The sequence below is a fragment of the Stenotrophomonas sp. STM01 genome, assembly GCF_014852135.1.
Classification (GTDB): Bacteria; Pseudomonadota; Gammaproteobacteria; order Xanthomonadales; family Xanthomonadaceae; genus Stenotrophomonas; species Stenotrophomonas capsici.
This window is the reverse complement of the sequence record NZ_JACVBA010000002.1, coordinates 239,959-257,148: the sequence shown is the minus strand read 5'-3', so window position 1 is coordinate 257,148 and position 17,190 is coordinate 239,959. Positions and strand designations below refer to the sequence as shown.

Genomic DNA, 17,190 nt, shown 5'->3' with positions numbered 1-17,190 from the left:
CGCCGAAAGGCGCTTTTCGTTTGTCGAAAGGACGGGTTCCGCGCTGGATGCTGGATCCCGTTGTGGTCATGGCGTTTTGCAGGGGGATAGATGAGTTCCGCACGGCACTACCACCTGCTTGCAGTACTGCTCTCCCTGCTCGCTGCTGGAGTGTTCATTCCTGGCTTGGGCGGTGGGTTCCTGTTCGATGACAACCCGAACATCGTCGAGAACGTGGCGATCCATGTGTCGGATCTTTCTGTTGATCGGCTGCTCAATGCGGCCTACAGCTTCGAGCCCGGGAATGGCTCGCGGCCGCTGGCGATGCTCAGTTTTGCCTTGGATTTCTGGCGTGCTGGTCTCAATGCGGGGAGTTTCAAGGCCACCAATCTCCTGATTCATGCATTGACGGTGCTTGCGCTGGCATTGTTCCTGCGCCAGTTGTTTCTGCTGGCGAACTGGGGGCCGCGTAAGGCAGGCGGTGTGGCGCTGTTGCTTGCGGTGGTTTGGGGCGTCCATCCGCTGCAGGTATCCACGGTGTTGTATGTGGTGCAGCGCATGCAGATGTTGGGGACGCTGTTCCTTGTACTGGCGCTATGGGCGTACCTGGGGATGCGTAAAGCGCAGATCGAGGGGAGGCCAAGTCGACACTACGGCGTTCTTGTGGTGTTGCTATGGGCTCTGGCATTCGCAAGCAAGGAAGACTCTGCGCTGTTGCCCTTGTTTACGTTCCTGCTTGAAGTCACGGTGCTGCAGTTTCGTGCTGCACAGTCGGGCTTGCAGGATATGCTGCGCAGAGGGTATTGGATTGCCGCATTGCTCGGTGCTGGGGTCTATTTATGCGTGGTTGTCCCGCACTACTGGCATTGGGGGGTGTATCCCGGAAGGGACTTTTCCAGCCTGGAGCGATTGTTGACGCAAGGGCGCGTGCTAGCGATGTACTGCGGGCAGATAGTGCTTCCCCTGCCTTCCATGATGCCTTTTTACTACGATGATCTCGTCATTTCGCGTGGGCTATTTTCCCCAATTTCGACGATCCTGGCCCTCGCTTTCATCGTTGCATTGGTAGCGTTGGCCTGGTGTTTCCGTCGCCGCGCGCCATTGGTCTGCTTCGGTGTTCTCCTGTTTTTTGCAGGGCATTTCATTTCGAGCAATGTCCTGAATCTGGAGATGGTGTTCGAGCACCGCAATAATTTTCCACTGGTCGGGTTGGTGCTCGCGATCGGGGTCTCCTGCGTGGGTATGCTTGAGCGTCGCGAAGGAGCTGCTCATGCAGGAAGCAAGGTGGCTTTCTGGGCTCTGGCGATAGTCGGGTTGGTGCTCGTCGGGGCGACGGTTTCAAGGTCGTACGAATGGGGAGAGCCGCTGCGCTTTGCCGAGAGGAGCGTGGAGCTCGCGCCACGCTCGGAGCGTGCGTGGCTGTTGCTCAGCGGCGTATATGCGAAACGGAGTGGTCTTGATCCGGCCAGTCCGGACTTCGGCCGAGCGCTGGCGCTAAGCGAGAAAGGGGTGGAGGCTACGGATTCCGCAGCCCTGCTTTCGAACATTGTCATTTTCAAGACGATGCGTGGGGATGACGCGAGCCATGATTGGGAGAGGCTGCTGGATCGATTGCGGAAAGCCCCCATGAGTGTGCAGAACAAGAACGTTCTCTGGGTAATGCTTGGAAACACTGACAAGGGTATCGGCCTGGACCCTGATGGGATGATCGAGCTGATCGAGATCGTATCCGCGCGATCCAAATTGACTTCCGAGCAGAATCTGCGCGTGGGCGCATACATCCACAATGAAACCAAACATCCTGAGTTGGCGCTTGCGTACTTGCGCCGTGCGGTGGAGCTTTCCCGGGTGGGTGACCCTGGTGTGGAACGGATGCTGCAGCAGCTGAGGGAGGCGGGGCGGGCAGACTGGGCCTCGCAGTTGGAGGTCGTTGCACGTGCCTCCGAATTGATCCCTGCAAAGAGAGGCGCCAACTGACGGGCGGAGTGGTCTCCGAAGGTTGGCACGCTCTGTGCTTGTGAAGGGTATGTGTTTTTTGGGGGAGTAGGGAAATGTCTAAGAATGAAAGCGGCTTTACGCTTATCGAGTTGATGATTGTTGTAGCCATCATTGCGATTCTCGCAGCCATCGCACTGCCGCAGTATCGAAACTACACGCAGCGGTCGGCGAACGCTGGCTGCTTGGCTGAGGCGCGGGCTTACATGAGTACGGCGGTTATCGAATTGGCTGATTACAAGTTGCCGCCGGCTTATGAGGCCAAGGCCTGTGATACCAGCACCAGCTTGGGATTGACGACCGGTGATTTTGCAACGCCGCGTACTGTGACATTCAACTCCCTGACGCGTGGGAATGCACCCATCAAGAGGGACGTGGACTGCAACACGGGTAGTGGGCAGTGCGCGTTACAAAACTAGCCGCTGGGCTCGATGGACCTGGGGAGGGGCTGCGGTGCGGACAGTGATCCGGGAGATCGATGTCTGCCGAAAACGGCGTGGAGTGGCGCTCGTACGACGGGGCAGGCGTTGAGTTTGCGTATACTGGAGGCGCTTGGGCGTGCCCGGATGGTGCCCTTCGCCAGTCCGGTGCCGTGCTCAGGGGGAGCAGCGGCTCTGGCTAGTCCAGCTTCTTCCGTCGCACCAGGACAGTCGTGAAAGGCCCGATAGCGTTAGGTACCATCCGCACCAGTGTCGTGTTCGGATTGCGTTTGCTGGTGCAGTCGGCGACGTTGTTGCTGGTTGCACGACTGCTTGGTCCGCGGGAATTTGGTGCGCTTGCCGGTGTTGCTGCATTGGCTGTCATTCTGGGGGCGTTGTCTTCCTTTGGAATGCAGTTGGTGCTGCTGGGCGAGGTTGCCAAGGCTCCTGAGCGCCGTCTCATCGTGCTTCGTAGCGCGATCCCTTGCACGCTGTTGTGTGGCGGTGCTTTGTTGACGGTCTATCTCGTTTCAACTATCCATCTGTTCGGTCGGGTCATGCCCTTCCACGTCCTTGCCATGATCGGCATTGCCGAGCTTTTGGTGCAGCCCCTCTTTGCATTGATGACAACTGAGCACCATGCGCTTGGGCGTATTGCCGGTGCGCAATTGTTGCAGCTGCTGCCCATGTTGCTGCGGCTTCTCGCCGCTGGCTTGACCCTCATCGTGCAGCCGGAGCTGCCTCTGGATGTATATGGGGCAGGCTACCTGCTTGCCTCCGTTGTGGCCCTGCTCTGTGGTGCCTGTGTTCTCCCAGGGCGCTGGCCGAAGGTGGATGAATGGCGCTTGCCAGATAGAGGTGGATGGGGGGAGGCATTCAGTTATGCCGTAATCAACATCACACGTGCTGCTCCAGGTGAGCTTGATAAGGCCTTGTCGCTAAAGCTGTTGCCGCTGGGAGCTGCCGGCATGTATGCCGCTGCGGCAAGGGTGGTCGGGGCGGCGACGTTGCCAGTTTCCGCAATGGTGCTTTCCGCATTGCCGAGATTGTTTCGTGAGGATCGTGGTTCTGGACCCACTCGCCGTCTTTTCATATGGATGTACGCATGCGCATTCATGTACAGCCTTGTGCTCGCTGTGGCACTGTGGCTCGCGGCCCCGTTGCTGGATGTTTTTTTCGGTGTGCAGTACGCAGGTGTCGGCGAAGTTGTTCGCTGGTTATGTCTTGCGGTTCCCGGAATGGCGATAAGGCAGGTAGTCGGGAATTCGCTGATGGCCTTCGGCGAGCGGTGGATGCGTGTCGGCTTCGAGATGGGAGGCCTGGTGATCCTTGGGCTTGCCGGGGTGGTGTTGACTCAGCGATTTGGGGCATTGGGATTGCCGTTGGCCGTAATATCCGCTGAGTGGACAATGGCGGTCATCGGTTCGGTGCTGGTCGTTCGTGTCGTGATGCCAAGAAGGGGAATGAAATGAAAGCGAGTCCGAGTAAATGACGAGATCCTATTCCGAGTCGGGGTGTCCTGGCAGCCCCGCCATCAATACGAAGGCAGTAACGCGTTTCTTCGAGGAGCGCGCCGGAAAGATTTCATCGATCGGCCCCCTGCACGCGGTGATCTATCAAGAGAAGAACGCCGAGTTGGCGCAGGGCAGGGATATCGCTGAAAAGGCCAAGTTGCTTCCGCTGCTACGTCTTGATGGGGCTCAGCGTGTATTGGACGTCGGGTGTGGAACGGGGCGCTGGGCCAGTGAACTAGTACAAAGGAGTGCTTGGTATCACGGGATCGATGCTTGTGCTGGGCTCGTGGACTATGCGCGTGAGCAGTTTTCGGATTCCTCCAATTGCCGCTTCAGCGTCATGGCAGCCGATGATTTCTCGCTGGATGCACTGGATGAGACTGGGCCTTTTGACAGGGTGCTGTGCGCGGGTGTGCTGATCTACCTCAACGATGCGGAAGTGCGTCGGGCAATCAGGAACATGGCAGCCATACTTGCGCCGGGCGGCCTTGTGATGTTTCGTGAGCCGATGGGGGTGGGGATGCGGCTGACAATCTCGGAACACTATTCGGAAGAGATGGAACAGCAGTACAGTGCCATCTACCGGACTCATGAAGAGCTCGAGCGATTGATTCAGCAGGAGATGCCAGGTGTGCGCTTCAAGCTGGTCGGTTCGGGGGGTGTGTACGACGAGCCCTGGCTCAATAATCGAAGCGATACCCGGCAGATGTGGTTCCTCATGGAGCGGATTTCGTGAGTACTGCTTTCTGCTTTGATCTTGATGGCACGATTACAACTACCGAGCTGCTGCCATGTATCGCCTCGGAACTTGATGTTGCCGATGAGATGGCGACACTCACGCGATTGACGATGGAAGGCTACATCCCTTTCTCTGATTCCATGCGATTGCGCTGCCTTATCCTGGGGCAGGTGCCGGTAGCGAGGGTGCATGCGATCGTCGAGTCGGTCACGCTTGAGCCCTCGCTAGTTGAATTCATCAATGAGCGTGTCGATGACTGTTTCATTGTCACTGGAAATCTTGATGTTTGGTTGAGGCCTCTCATGAGTCGTCTGAAGTGTCGTTGGATATGTTCCAGGGCAAGGCAGGATGAAGGGCGCTTACGGCTTGAGGATATTCTCGATAAAGGTGCGGCCATGCGTGCATTGCGCGCCCTCGGGGGGCATCGGCGGTATGTTGCCGTTGGGGACGGTGCCAATGATGTTCCCATGTTGAAAGAAGCTGATATCGGCATCGCGTACGGTGCAGTGCACTCCCCGGTGCCGGCGACGGCGGCTGCGGCTACGATGCTCATTAATTCGCCGGAGGCGTTATGCAAGCTGTTGAAGGTGCTGTAATCGCCTGCGCAGGGCTCGGTTCACGGTTGGGGATGGGTTTGCCCAAGTGTTTGATCGAAGTGGACGGAAGGACCATTCTCTCGCGCCTGATCGAGACGCTGGAGTCACGGGTGTCGCGCATCCATGTTGTCATCGGCTATCGCGAGGAAATGGTTGCTGAGTATTGCGCCCGTCATCATCGCGACGTGATCCTGATCAGGAATCCTCGTTTCAGGGAAACCAATACCGCCTACAGTATCTCGTTGGGAAGCGCAGGCTTTCTTTCAAAAGTGTTGTATCTGGACGGCGACCTGATCATCGATGAGTTATCGCTGGCCGGATTCGTCGAAAAAGCCGCGAGTGTGCGAACCCTCGTCGGGGTGACTCAGGCCAAAAGCGAGAATGCGGTGTTTGCTGAGATCTCAAGCCGAATGCAGGGGGAGATGGAGATATCAGCATTCGGCAGAGGGCTGGACAGTAGTTACGAATGGGCCAATGTTTTCTCTGGACCACCATTGCGGCTGGAGGAAGCGTCGGGATATGTCTATCAGGCGCTTGAATCTCAGTTGCCTTTGCCGGCCTGCCTGTTGGACCTGCACGAAGTAGATACGCCGGGGGATCTTATGGCTGCGGAGGAATTCATGAGTAAGCGAGCGCGACGTGAGTGATGATCTGGCGTCGCGTCAAGTGGCATTCGTCGATGTCGCGGGTAGAAGGTGTGTGTGAGTCAGGATAAAGCCACTCGCGCCGTTGGCGAGCCGGGACGGCATCCTGGTGCTCCTTTACGCGTGCTCTTGTTGGTTCAGCGGCCGGAAGCGTGGGTGAATCTCGCATCGCTGTGGTTGGCGATGCGTGATGGAAATGCTTTCAGTTCAGAGGTGTGGGTGCTGCCTTACAGCATCGAAAATCCGGCTGTTTCGCAGCAGAAATTGCCCCTGATGCGGGCTGTGCTCGCCAGCGACGGGATTCCATTTCATGAATGGGCGCAAGGTGAAGTTGTTTCGCCGGACCAGTTCGACGTGGTGGTTCTGAATCACCCCTATGACCGGGATCGGCCGAGGCAGCTGTGGGTCGATCGGCTGAAGCAGGTGATTCCCATCATGCTCTACATCCCTTATGGATTGGTGATGGCGGGTGGGCGGAAGAATCTGAAGCTGCAGTTCTCACAACCAACGCAGATTCAAGCGACAGCGGTTATTGCAAGATCGGAGCACGAGAAATCGCTCTATCGCAGACATTGCCCGCGTGGCGACGGGCATGTTCACGTATTGGGCCAGCCCCGTTTCGACCACCTGATGGAAGCGCTGTCGCGGCCTGTGCCGGGTTGGTTGTCGGATGCCATTGGCGGGCGATGCGCGATTCTTTGGAATTCGCATTTCAGTTTCGGAAAGTCCTGCTCCCACGGGGGCAATTTCTCGACGTTCGATCTGCTGGGGCCGGAGTTGCTTGAGCTCGCGATTTCGCGACGCGAGCAACTATGCCTGATATGGCGACCTCATCCAGGGTTGTTTCCCGCAATCGTTGCAGAGGGTTTGCTGGATCAGGATGAAGTTTCGACGCTACGCGAGGAGCTGGCGGCGCTAGGCATTGCCCTTGATGAATCGGCTGATCATGCGGATGCTTTCAACGCTTCGGATGCTCTGCTTACCGACGTCGGGTCGTTCCTATTGGAGTATCTGGCGACGGGAAAGCCAATTCTTTCCCTGGTGAATGTTGAAGGGGAGCCCTTCAATGAGGAAGCGTCCCGGTTGGTCGCGCACTACGCGCGGGCGAGCACATCAGCTGAAGTTGCAGGCTTCATCCACCTGGTCCAGAGCGGGGCCGTAGATGTAACGGGTCTTGAGCACGCATTGGCAGATCACCTTCCGATGCTGGATGGATTCGCTGGCCAGCGGGTCGCGCAGTTGATGCTCGAGCTTTGCGGAGAGGTTTCCTCTTCGGCTCGGCCGTCCCGAACAAAAAGGGGGGCAATGAAGGTGGATCGCAAGCTCAGCGATGTCCGGATGAAACCGGGGAGTACAAATTCGCCGACATGCATCCCGCCAGTGTTGGACAAGTTGATGGTTGGGCTGAGATCCCTGCGCGCCGAGAAAGCAGAGCAACCGGGATGGGAAAAGGCCGTGCGCCGTCGACTCAACGGATTGCGGGTCAGTCTTGGCGAGGGGGTCAAGAGACATCCTGGCTTGATGGATCTTGCTCGGCGTCTCGGGAAGCGTTGAGCACGTTCGCTTTATGCCCCTCTTGGTGGAGGTAAGGTTGCCAGGAATTCCAAGGTGTCGGCGGATATTTCCTGCCACGTAGCGCCCTCCGGCATTTGGAGCAACGTGGCTGATTCGAGTTGCTTCAGAATTACCTCGGCAATGCTGGCGGGGTCACCCGGGCTGGCCAGCAGGCCATCCAGTTGCCGGGCCTGCAACGGGAAATTGCCGGAGAAGTTGGGTGTGAGGGTGGCTACGACTGGCTTTCGCATGGCGATGTACTCCGTAATCTTGCAGGAGGATGCCATGTCGAGGTAGGGCGAGCTTCGATAGGGAAGGGCAAGGAGGTCGCAGGAAGACATCGCCAACGGCACCTGCGACACAGGGAGGTTGCCCAGATAGGTAACACCTTCAATGGATGTGTCGAGGGCATGCTCCTTCCGGCCAGCCAGAATCAGTTCGACGGGATGCCCTTTGTCACGCAGGATCTTGGCCGAAGCGATCAGGTCGGTGACGCCCCGGTCCGCAGTCATGCTACCGAAATAGCCAACCAGGATGCCGGTCGTGGGTAGTCCGAGCGCCCCCCTGCTAGCGGACATGTCACTTGGTGTGAACAGTGCCTCATCAATTCCATTCAGGGTCAGGTGATTGTGAGTCGCGCGTTGCAACTGCGCCATGAGCGGTCGGCTGGCAAAGATGCGCCCGTCCGCGCGATCGAGCAGGTGCTTGAAAAGATTGAAGCCAGGCAGGTTCCGGTATGCCCGGAACTCATCGTACTTGTCGTAAACGTCGAAAACGAATTTGGCGCCGATGCGCCGCGCCAAGCGATATGCCATCAATCCGATGTAACAGTCACCGCTTGCGACAACAATGTCGAACTGGACCTGTTTGCTGGAGCTTCTAATCTCATGCCATTCGCTCAGGGAGGCGCGACTGAAGATCGGAGTGGATTTCAGCCGGAGTTGTCCCTCCGTTCGATTGACGACGTCCTTGGAGTGATAGTCGATGAGCCAGAGCGATGTCTGCATCCCTGCCTTGGCCCAGAAGCTAGGCAGCTGGTAAATGCGGCCATACTGTTCCTGGACGGCATCGCGATTCGTATAGAATCGTTTGCCAATGAATAGGATCTTCACCTTTTCCTCTTGGGGGCGTTCTGATCATCAGGTGGACGCGGTGCCAGGTGGCCGCGATTCGGTTCACCTTCGGCCGGATGGGTTGGCCTTACTTGTTCGATTGGACGGAGCGAATTGCGGATCCCAGCTGCTTTCCAAACTCCGGCCACGCGAACCTGCCGGCGAATTCCATGCAGTTCTCGCAGCTGATTTGTGGGGATCGCAGCGTTTGTATGATTGCTGTGGCGAAGGCGGCATAGTCTTCGGCGGTGATCAAATGGCCGGAGTATCCCTCGGCAACCGAGTCGATGACGCCGCCGTTGGCGAATGCGATGGTGGGTAGCCCATGTGCGGCCGCCTCGACCGCGACCATGCCAAATCCTTCCAGGTCTCCGGGGATGTTGCGAACCGGAAAGGCATGGACGGTCGCGATTCCGTAAGCGATATTGAGTTCGCTTTCGGCGACAACACCGGTGAATCGGATGTTGTTCCCCACTCCGGCCGCATCGGCGGCAGCTTGGATGGACTCCATCGACTGTGGCTCTGCGTGCAAGGCGTTGTTCGGTGAATCGCCGATGATGAGGAGTAGGGCATCTGGAATGGCTTGCACGATCTGGGGCAGCGACAGCGCAGTGAATTCCCGCAAGCCTTTGCGCGCGGAGAGACGGCCAACCGAAAGAATGATTCTGCTGTCCTTGAGGCGATGCTTCTCACGAAAGGCGTTGATCTGATCATCTTTCGGTCTGCAGGTCTCTTCCAGCGGTGGATCCACCCCCGGATGAATCACCTTGATGCGCGACTCGTCAACACCAACACGGCGGCAGATCTCGGCGGTTGGACGGCTGTTGGCAACAAGAAGATCGAGCGATCTGATGGCTGGCAACCAGAATGCTCGATAGACCGGGTGTTTGGCCGTGAGATCAAGCCCGTGGACATAGGCGCATGATTTTGCCCTGCAGGCGCTGGCCGCGAGCAGGGCAATGGGGGCAGTCAATCCGCTGCCAGCGATGACGACGTCTGGTTGCCAATGGCGGGCTTGTTGCGCGGCCTGCCAAATGGAGCTGGCAAGGAAGCGCCACAAGGGACGCAGTGGAACCTCGGTCGTCGCGATCACCTTTCGCGGAGCCAGCTGCGCCGCTCCGTTGGGGGCGATGACCTTTACATCTGCGTCTGCCGATAGTTCATCAAGCAGATGCCAGTTGAGCCGTTCCATGCCGCCGATCAGAGGTGGAAGGTTGCGGGTGATCACCAGAATGCGCAGGCGGCGTCCTTCAGGCATCGCGTCGATACGTCAGATTGGTGATCTGTTCGGAGACCAGGCCGATCAGGAAAATAATTACCGAAGCACTGAACAACAATGTGCTCATGTTCGTGAATCTATGCATCGTCGCGAAGGTGTAGGCGTAATAACCCAAGCCGACCATGAAGAAGCCAAGAGCAACTGGCCCAAACAACTTCATCGGTGAGTACAGCGTCGCGATCTTGAAAATAATCAACAGGAAGCGAATGCCATCCTTGACCGGTCGGATGTGGCTGCCGTTGCCTACGCGCTTGGCGACCGGGATCGGCACGTAGGCCACCGGGTAGGCGCTACGGAAAAAGGCCATCGTGCTGGTGGTCGGGTAGCTGAAGCCATTGGGCAACAGGTGCAGGAACTCGCGGAAGCGTTCGGCGCGGACTGCGCGGAAGCCGGATGTCAGGTCATCGATCCGATGCCCGGTCATATGGCTGGCCAGCTTGTTGTAGAACGCGTTGGCCAGACCTCGGTGGAAGTTGGCCTGGCCGTCGCTGTCGCGGGCGCCCACGACCATGTCATAGCCTTCGTCCAGCTTGGCCAACAATCGCGCGATGTGTTCGGCGCTGTGTTGGCCGTCGGCATCCATGAACACCAGGATCCCCCCGGTGGCAGCGCGCGCGCCGCGCTTGATCGCGGCACCGTTGCCCATCGAGTAGGGGCTGGTCAGCACTTTTGCACCGAGTTGGGTGCCGATGATCGCGGTCTCGTCGGTGGAGCCATCGTTGACCACGATGATCTCTGCCGTTGGATACGCTGCCTGCAGTGCGGGCAGGGTGCGTCGCAGCCCCTCGGCCTCGTTCTTGGCGGGCAGGATGATGCTCAGTTCTGGCACGTGCGTTTACCGGTAGTTCTCCCCGCGGCAATAGTAGCCGGGTTGGTGAGGAAGGGGGGAGGTCAGGAACGCCGGGGGCCGGGCCAGTATCGGCCTGATGCGGACGCTGGCCTGGGGCGCCGGCATGCGTACAATTGCCAAGGTTAGGGTCCGGCCCAGGGGAAGCTCATGAACGCTGCAGTCACTGCCAATCTCGTCGGAATCACGGGCATCGCCCGTCGGCTGGTTCAGGATGGGGCGTTGGAGGAAGCCACCGCCCGCACGGCCATGGCCCAGGCGGCCGAGGCCAAGATGCCGCTGAGCCAATGGTTGGCGGAGAAGAAGCTGGTGAGCGCGGCGAACATGGCCGCCGCCAATGCCATGGAATTCGGGATGCCGCTGCTGGACGTGTCGGTATTCGATCCCAGCCAGAACGCGATGAAGCTGGTCAGCGAGGAATTGCTGCGCAAGCACCAGGTGCTGCCGCTGTTCAGGCGTGGCGGCAAGCTGTTCCTGGGTACCAGCAACCCGACCCAGTCGCTGGATGAGATCAAGTTCCATACCAATCTGGTGGTGGAGCCGATCCTCGTTGACGAGGAGCAGATTCGCCGTACCCTGGACCTGTGGCTGGCCAGTAATGAGTCGCTTGGGGACAGTCTGGGAGGGGACGACGAGGCCATTGGCGACCTCGATGTCGCCGTCGGGGACGAGGAGGGTAGTGCAGGCGGTGATGCTGGCATCGATGCCAAGGGCGACGACACGCCGGTGGTGAAGTTCGTCAACAAGGTGCTCGTCGATGCGATCCGGAAGGGGGCGTCAGACATTCACTTCGAGCCTTACGAAGATGACTATCGCGTCCGCCTGCGCATCGATGGCCTGCTCAAGACCGTGGCCAAGGCGCCGGTGAAGTTGAACCAGCGCATCGCGGCACGCCTGAAGGTGATGTCGCAGCTGGACATCGCCGAAAAGCGGGTGCCGCAGGACGGCCGTATCAAGCTCAACCTGTCCAAGACCAAGCAGATCGACTTCCGTGTCAGCACGCTGCCGACCCTGTTCGGCGAAAAGATCGTGCTGCGTATCCTGGACGGCAGCGCCGCCAAGCTGGGCATCGACAAACTGGGCTACGAGCCGGTCCAGCAACAGTTGTTCATGGAGGCCATCCACAAACCGTATGGCATGGTGCTGGTCACCGGCCCGACCGGCTCGGGCAAGACGGTGTCGTTGTACACCGCGCTGGGCATCCTCAATGACGATACCCGCAACATCTCCACCGCCGAGGATCCGGTGGAAATCCGCCTGCCTGGCGTGAACCAGGTGCAGCAGAACAACAAGCGCGGCATGACCTTCGCCGCGGCGCTGCGCTCGTTCCTGCGACAGGACCCGGACATCATCATGGTGGGCGAAATCCGTGACCTTGAAACCGCGGAGATCGCCATCAAGGCCGCGCAGACCGGCCACATGGTGCTGTCCACGCTGCATACCAACGATGCCCCGCAGACCATCGCGCGCCTGATGAACATGGGCATCGCGCCATACAACATCACCTCGTCGGTGACGTTGGTCATCGCCCAGCGCCTGGCCCGCCGGTTGTGCTCCAACTGCAAGCGTCCGGCGCACCTGCCGGAGAACGCGCTGTTGGCCGAAGGCTTCACCCAGAAGCAGTTGGACGAGGGCATCCAGCTGTTCGAGCCGGTGGGCTGCGATGAGTGCACGGAAGGTTACAAGGGCCGTACCGGTATCTATCAGGTGATGCCGATGACCGACGAGATCGCCGCGATCGTGCTGCAGGGTGGCAACGCCATGGACATCGCCGACGCTGCACAGAAGATCGGGGTCAACGACCTGCGCCAGTCGGCTTTGCTCAAGGCCGCGCAGGGTGTGACCAGCCTGGCCGAGATCAACCGCGTCACCAAGGATTGATCGGCGGCTGCTTGCTGCCTGTCGTACAGCAGAACGCCGGGCAGTGCCCGGCGTTCTGCTGTCGGTGGTGCCGGTCGCTGCCCGGCACGGAGCATGCTTACTCCATGCCCAGCTTCTTCAGCTTGTAACGCAGGGCACGGAAGGTGATGCCGAGCTGGGCGGCGGTCTTGGTCTTGTTCCAGCGGTTCTCTTCCAGTGCCTTCTGGATCGCCGCGCGCTCCATCTGCTCGATGTAGGAGGGCAGGGCGGCACCCGAGGGATCGATGTCGATGACCGCCTCTTCCGTGACCGCGGCGCCCGCGCCAGGGCCTTCGGGCTGCAGCACGCTGGCCGGCTTGGGCGCGGGCAGGCGCAGGTCGCTGGCGTCGATGGTGTCGCCGTCGGCCAGGGCCAGGGCGCGCTCGAGGATGTTTTCCAGCTCGCGTACGTTGCCGGGGAAGGAGTAGCCGGCCAGGGCATCCAGCGCCGAGGGCGACAGCACCGGTGGCTTCTGGTTCTGGGAACGGGCCAGCCGGTCGAGGATCGCGCCGGCCAGCTGCGGCAGGTCACCGCGCCGCTCGCGCAGCGGTGGTACCCGCAGCTCGATCACGTTGATGCGGTAGTACAGGTCATGGCGGAAGCGGCCATCCTGCACCAGCGCCCCGAGGTCCTTGTGGGTGGCCGACAGGATGCGCACGTCCACCGGAACTTCGGTGGAGGCACCCACCGGGCGGACCGACTTCTCCTGGATGGCGCGCAGCAGCTTGACCTGCATCTGCAGCGGTAGTTCGGCCACTTCGTCCAGGAACAGGGTGCCGCCATTGGCCGCCTGGAACAGGCCGGGCTTGTCGGCATGGGCGCCGGTGAAGCTGCCCTTGCGATGGCCGAAGAACTCGCTCTCCATCAGCTCGCCGGGGATGGCGCCACAGTTGACGGGGATGAACGGGCCGGCCGCGCGCGCGCCCTGGTCGTGGATGGTGCGGGCCACCAGCTCCTTGCCGACGCCGGATTCACCGAGGATGTAGACCGGCGCCTGGCTGCGCGCGACCTTGGCGATGGTGGCGCGCAGCTCGTCCATGGCAGCGGAGCCACCGAGCAGGCGCGTGGCGTTCTCCGGCGGCGGCGGCGTGCTCGGCCGGGCGGCATTGTTCAGTTCGATCGCATGGCGGACCAGCCCGCGCAGCACGTTGATGTCCACCGGCTTGCTGACGAAGTCGAAGGCGCCGGCCTTCAGCGCTTCCACCGCCAGGTCCATGCTGCCGAAGGCGGTGATCATGGCGACCGGGGTGCGCGGGTAATCACGGGTGATCTCGGCGACCAGCTCGATGCCGTTGCCGTCGGGCAGGCGCATGTCGGTCAGGCACAGGTCGAACGGATTGCTGGCCAGCAGCTCCCGCGCTTCGGCCAGGTTGGCCGCGGTACTGATGCGCAGGCCCATCCGGCCCAGGGTCAGAACCAGCAGTTCGCGGATGTCGCGTTCGTCATCGACGATCAGGGCGCTATGTGTCGCATTCATGGGCGAAACGATAGCCGAGGCGAGGGGCCTGCGCCAAACATTCGACGCACGGTTTGCGCATTTTCAACCCAGGTCGCGATTGAATGCGGCCTTGGGGACGGACAGGGTCAGGCGGAAGCAGGCCCCGCCCGCGGGGACGGAGACATAGTCCAGCTGGGCCTGGTTGGCCCGGCACAGCTCGCGCGCGATGTACAGGCCCAGGCCGGTGCCGTGCTCGGAGGTTGTATAGAAGGGGCGGAACAGCTGGGCGGCGATGGCGTCGGGAATCCCGGGGCCGCGGTCCATGACGTCGATCACCGCGTGTCGCTCGCCGGAGGCCACGCGGATGCGGACGCGGGCGGGCTCCTCGGCCATGCGACCATACTTGAGCGCATTGTGGACCAGCGCGGTCAGTACCTGGTGCAGGTGGCGCGAGTCCATCAGCGCCGGCACGCTGGGCTCGCGGATCACCGCCTCCAGGCTGTCGGTTTCCAGCGACAGGCTCTGCCGGTACTCCAGCACGAAGCGCCGGACAAAGGTGACCAGGTCCAGGTTTTCCGGGTTGGCCCGTTCGCGCCGGGCCAGGGCGAGCACGCTTTCCACGATGCCGTTGGTGCGCTGGCATTGCTGGTGGATGATCTGCAGCAGGCGGCGGTCGGCATCGCCCAGGTCGTTGGATTCCTCCAGCAGCTGGGTAGCGTAGTTGATGGCCGCCAACGGGTTGCGGATCTCGTGGGCCAGGCTGGCGGAGAACCGGCCCAGCGTGGACAGGGTGAGCGATTCGGCACGCTTGGAGACGACCGAGGTGTCATCCAGGAACACCAGGGTCATGTCGCTGTCGGCCAGCAGCCGGGCGAAGCGGGGCAGGACTTCGGCCTGTTCCGGTGCCAGTTGCAGGGCCACCTCTTCTTCCTGCCAACCGCCGCGCCAGCGCTGCAGGCGCCGGGCCAGTTCCGGCGAGGCGCTGGCCAGGGTGACGCGTTCGGTGGCCAAGGTGCCTTCCAGGTCGCCAAGCAGGGCGGTGGCCGCCTCGTTGGCCAGGGTGATGCGACCATCGATGTCGACCACCAGCACGCCGGTGCGCATGCGCCGGATGATCAGCTCGTTGACCTCGAACAGGTTGGCTACCTCCGCGCCGCGCTGGTCGGCCAGTTGCTGGGTGCGCCGGGTGCGGTTGCCGATCTGGTAGCAGATGAAGGCCAGCGACAGGTAGCTGGTCACGAACATGGCCAGTTCGGCCAGGGTACGGCTGTTGTCGACGTTTTCCAGGTAGGTCCAGCCGAACTCCAGCACGCTGGCGCCGCTGGCCAGCAGGGCCACCAGCATCGCGCGTGACAGCGGCAGCAGCAGGCCGGCGGCGGCGATGTTGAACAGCAGCGACATCGAGATGCCGGCGCTGGAGCCGGGCAGGGCATGGCTGAGCAGCACCGCCGCGACGATGTCGGCCAGCACGCTCCAGAACACGATGGTCTGCAGCCAGCGCTCGTTGCGGCCCCAGAACAGCAGCCCGGCCGATATCAGCAGGTAACTGGTCGAAACCCATTGGGCCAGCCCGACATGGTGGGCCTGCCCGACCATCATGCTCAGCGGGCTGAACACCAGGGCGCACAGCAGCGAGGCGACCAGCAGGCGGTACAGGGCGAAGAAGTACAGTTCGCGGCGCGGGATCGACTCGATGCGGTCGATCAGCGAAGGGCTGGGGGCCAAGCCGGAACTCCTATCTGCAGACGGGCTCGGGCAAGTATAGGTGCCGGCGGGCCGGTTCCGGGCGTTTTCACAGGCGCCGGACAGTTGCGGCAAGTGGCTGAAAATGCATGGGAAAGCGTGCCGGTCTTGGCGATTTGTACAGACTTCTTTGCGCCCCGGCGCTGGCTCGGCCACAATAGTGGGCCCGCCGCGGTCCATGCTGGCGCCCCTCCGTGGGGCCCGAGGAGATGCGTGCGGTCGTTCCTATTCCCACGGTGACGCATGAATTTCCACGAGTACCAGTCAAAACAGCTGCTTGCCGAATACGGTATCCCGGTTCCGGCCGGCAAAGTCGCGGCTACCCCGGACGAGGCGGTTGCCGTCGCCCAGTCGCTGGGCCAGGGCCCCTGGATGGTCAAGGCGCAGATCCACGCAGGCGGCCGCGGCAAGGCCGGCGGCGTCAAGTTCTGCAAGACCGTCGAAGACGTGAAGGCCGCTGCAGCCAAGATGCTCGGCACCAAGATGGCCACCTACCAGACCGCCGGCGTCGAGCTGCCGATCAACCTGGTGCTGGTGACCACCGCCGGTGAGATCGTCAAGGAACTGTACCTGTCGGTGCTGGTCGATCGTGGCACCCGCACCATCAGCTTCATTGCTTCCTCGGAAGGCGGCATGGAGATCGAGCAGGTTGCCGCTGAAACCCCGGACAAGATCCACACCCTGAACGTGGACTTCGTCGAGGGCGTGCAGGGTTACCACGGCCGTGACATCGGCTTCAAGATGGGCCTGACCGCCAAGCAGGCCGGCCAGTTCGCCAGCATCATGGTGAACCTGTACCGCATCTTCAACGAAAAGGACCTGGCGCTGGTTGAGATCAACCCGCTGGCCATCCTAGACGACGGCAACCTGTACGCGCTGGACGGCAAGTTCAACAGCGACGACAACGCTGCCTTCCGTCACAAGGAACTGGTCGCCATGCGCGACAAGTCCCAGGAAGACGAAACCGAAGTGACCGCTTCGGAGCTGGACATCAACTACGTCACCATGGACGGCAACATCGGCTGCATGGTGAACGGCGCCGGCCTGGCCATGGCCACCATGGACGTCATCAAGCTCAACGGCGGCGAGCCGGCGAACTTCCTGGACGTGGGCGGCGGCGCCAACAAGCAGCGCGTGATCGAGGCGTTCAAGCTGATCCTGTCCTCGGACAAGGTCGAAGGCATCTTCGTCAACATCTTCGGTGGCATCGTCCGCTGCGACATGATCGCCGAGGGCATCATCGCCGCGGTGAAGGAAGTGGGCGTCAAGGTTCCGGTCGTGGTGCGCCTGGAAGGCACCAACGTGGAAGAAGGCAAGCAGCTGCTGCGTGACAGCGGCATGGCCATCATCCCGGCTGACAACATCAACGACGGCGCCAAGAAGGTCGTTGAAGCTGTCAAGAACGCCGCCTGATCCCGACACCAAGGAATTC

Annotated in this window: 14 protein-coding genes; 9 read left to right on the top strand and 5 right to left on the bottom strand. The window is 60.9% G+C overall.

The window, feature by feature from the left end:
- The first annotated feature begins 90 nt into the window (after window positions 1-90).
- The 7 genes from IB227_RS11135 to IB227_RS11105 all read left to right on the top strand — a co-directional run bounded on the left by IB227_RS11135 (window position 91) and on the right by IB227_RS11105 (window position 7,440).
- Window positions 91-1,956, top strand: a complete 1,866-nt coding sequence (locus IB227_RS11135; protein ID WP_192287465.1) for a hypothetical protein — start codon at window positions 91-93, stop codon at window positions 1,954-1,956.
- Window positions 1,957-2,030: 74 nt separating this feature from the next.
- Window positions 2,031-2,393, top strand: coding sequence for a prepilin-type N-terminal cleavage/methylation domain-containing protein (locus IB227_RS18625; protein ID WP_192287464.1), 363 nt, complete (start codon window positions 2,031-2,033; stop codon window positions 2,391-2,393).
- A gap of 233 nt (window positions 2,394-2,626) precedes the next feature.
- Complete coding sequence (locus tag IB227_RS11125; protein ID WP_192287463.1) at window positions 2,627-3,865, top strand: oligosaccharide flippase family protein; 1,239 nt, start codon at window positions 2,627-2,629, stop codon at window positions 3,863-3,865.
- 16 nt (window positions 3,866-3,881) lie between these two features.
- On the top strand, window positions 3,882-4,643 hold the full coding sequence (locus IB227_RS11120; RefSeq protein WP_192287462.1) for a class I SAM-dependent methyltransferase: 762 nt from the start codon (window positions 3,882-3,884) through the stop codon (window positions 4,641-4,643).
- Window positions 4,640-5,242: an HAD family phosphatase gene (locus IB227_RS11115; RefSeq protein WP_132865384.1), complete on the top strand. Its 603-nt coding sequence runs from the start codon at window positions 4,640-4,642 to the stop codon at window positions 5,240-5,242. The genes IB227_RS11120 and IB227_RS11115 overlap by 4 nt, the downstream gene beginning before the upstream one ends.
- Window positions 5,218-5,889: an NTP transferase domain-containing protein gene (locus tag IB227_RS11110; protein WP_192287461.1), complete on the top strand. Its 672-nt coding sequence runs from the start codon at window positions 5,218-5,220 to the stop codon at window positions 5,887-5,889. Before IB227_RS11115 ends, IB227_RS11110 begins: the two co-directional genes overlap by 25 nt.
- 153 nt (window positions 5,890-6,042) lie before the next feature.
- A complete protein-coding gene (locus IB227_RS11105; protein WP_192287460.1) occupies window positions 6,043-7,440 on the top strand; it encodes a hypothetical protein in 1,398 nt (465 codons plus the stop codon).
- 11 nt (window positions 7,441-7,451) lie between these two features.
- Here IB227_RS11105 and IB227_RS18620 read toward each other — a convergent pair whose 3' ends face one another.
- The 3 genes from IB227_RS18620 to IB227_RS11090 all read right to left on the bottom strand — a co-directional run bounded on the left by IB227_RS18620 (window position 7,452) and on the right by IB227_RS11090 (window position 10,660).
- Window positions 7,452-8,552 (bottom strand): glycosyltransferase, encoded by a 1,101-nt coding sequence (locus IB227_RS18620; RefSeq protein WP_192287459.1) that lies wholly within the window; start codon window positions 8,550-8,552, stop codon window positions 7,452-7,454.
- Window positions 8,553-8,640: 88 nt separating this feature from the next.
- Window positions 8,641-9,810: a glycosyltransferase family 4 protein gene (locus IB227_RS11095; RefSeq protein ID WP_192287458.1), complete on the bottom strand. Its 1,170-nt coding sequence runs from the start codon at window positions 9,808-9,810 to the stop codon at window positions 8,641-8,643.
- Complete coding sequence (locus IB227_RS11090) at window positions 9,803-10,660, bottom strand: glycosyltransferase family 2 protein (RefSeq protein WP_192287457.1); 858 nt, start codon at window positions 10,658-10,660, stop codon at window positions 9,803-9,805. The genes IB227_RS11095 and IB227_RS11090 overlap by 8 nt, the downstream gene beginning before the upstream one ends.
- Before the next feature lie 168 nt (window positions 10,661-10,828).
- Here IB227_RS11090 and pilB point away from each other — a divergent pair, with 168 nt between their 5' ends.
- Entirely contained in the window at window positions 10,829-12,559 is a 1,731-nt protein-coding gene (gene pilB, locus IB227_RS11085; RefSeq protein WP_132865378.1) for a type IV-A pilus assembly ATPase PilB, read from the top strand.
- A gap of 97 nt (window positions 12,560-12,656) precedes the next feature.
- On the opposite strand, the gene IB227_RS11080 is transcribed toward pilB, so the two are convergent.
- Both IB227_RS11080 and IB227_RS11075 read right to left on the bottom strand, forming a co-directional pair.
- Window positions 12,657-14,054: a sigma-54 dependent transcriptional regulator gene (locus IB227_RS11080; RefSeq protein WP_192287456.1), complete on the bottom strand. Its 1,398-nt coding sequence runs from the start codon at window positions 14,052-14,054 to the stop codon at window positions 12,657-12,659.
- Between the two features lie 63 nt (window positions 14,055-14,117).
- On the bottom strand, window positions 14,118-15,740 hold the full coding sequence (locus IB227_RS11075) for an ATP-binding protein (RefSeq protein ID WP_192287455.1): 1,623 nt from the start codon (window positions 15,738-15,740) through the stop codon (window positions 14,118-14,120).
- A gap of 261 nt (window positions 15,741-16,001) precedes the next feature.
- Here IB227_RS11075 and sucC point away from each other — a divergent pair, with 261 nt between their 5' ends.
- Window positions 16,002-17,171, top strand: a complete 1,170-nt coding sequence (gene sucC / locus IB227_RS11070; protein WP_132865375.1) for an ADP-forming succinate--CoA ligase subunit beta — start codon at window positions 16,002-16,004, stop codon at window positions 17,169-17,171.
- Window positions 17,172-17,190 lie beyond the last annotated feature (19 nt).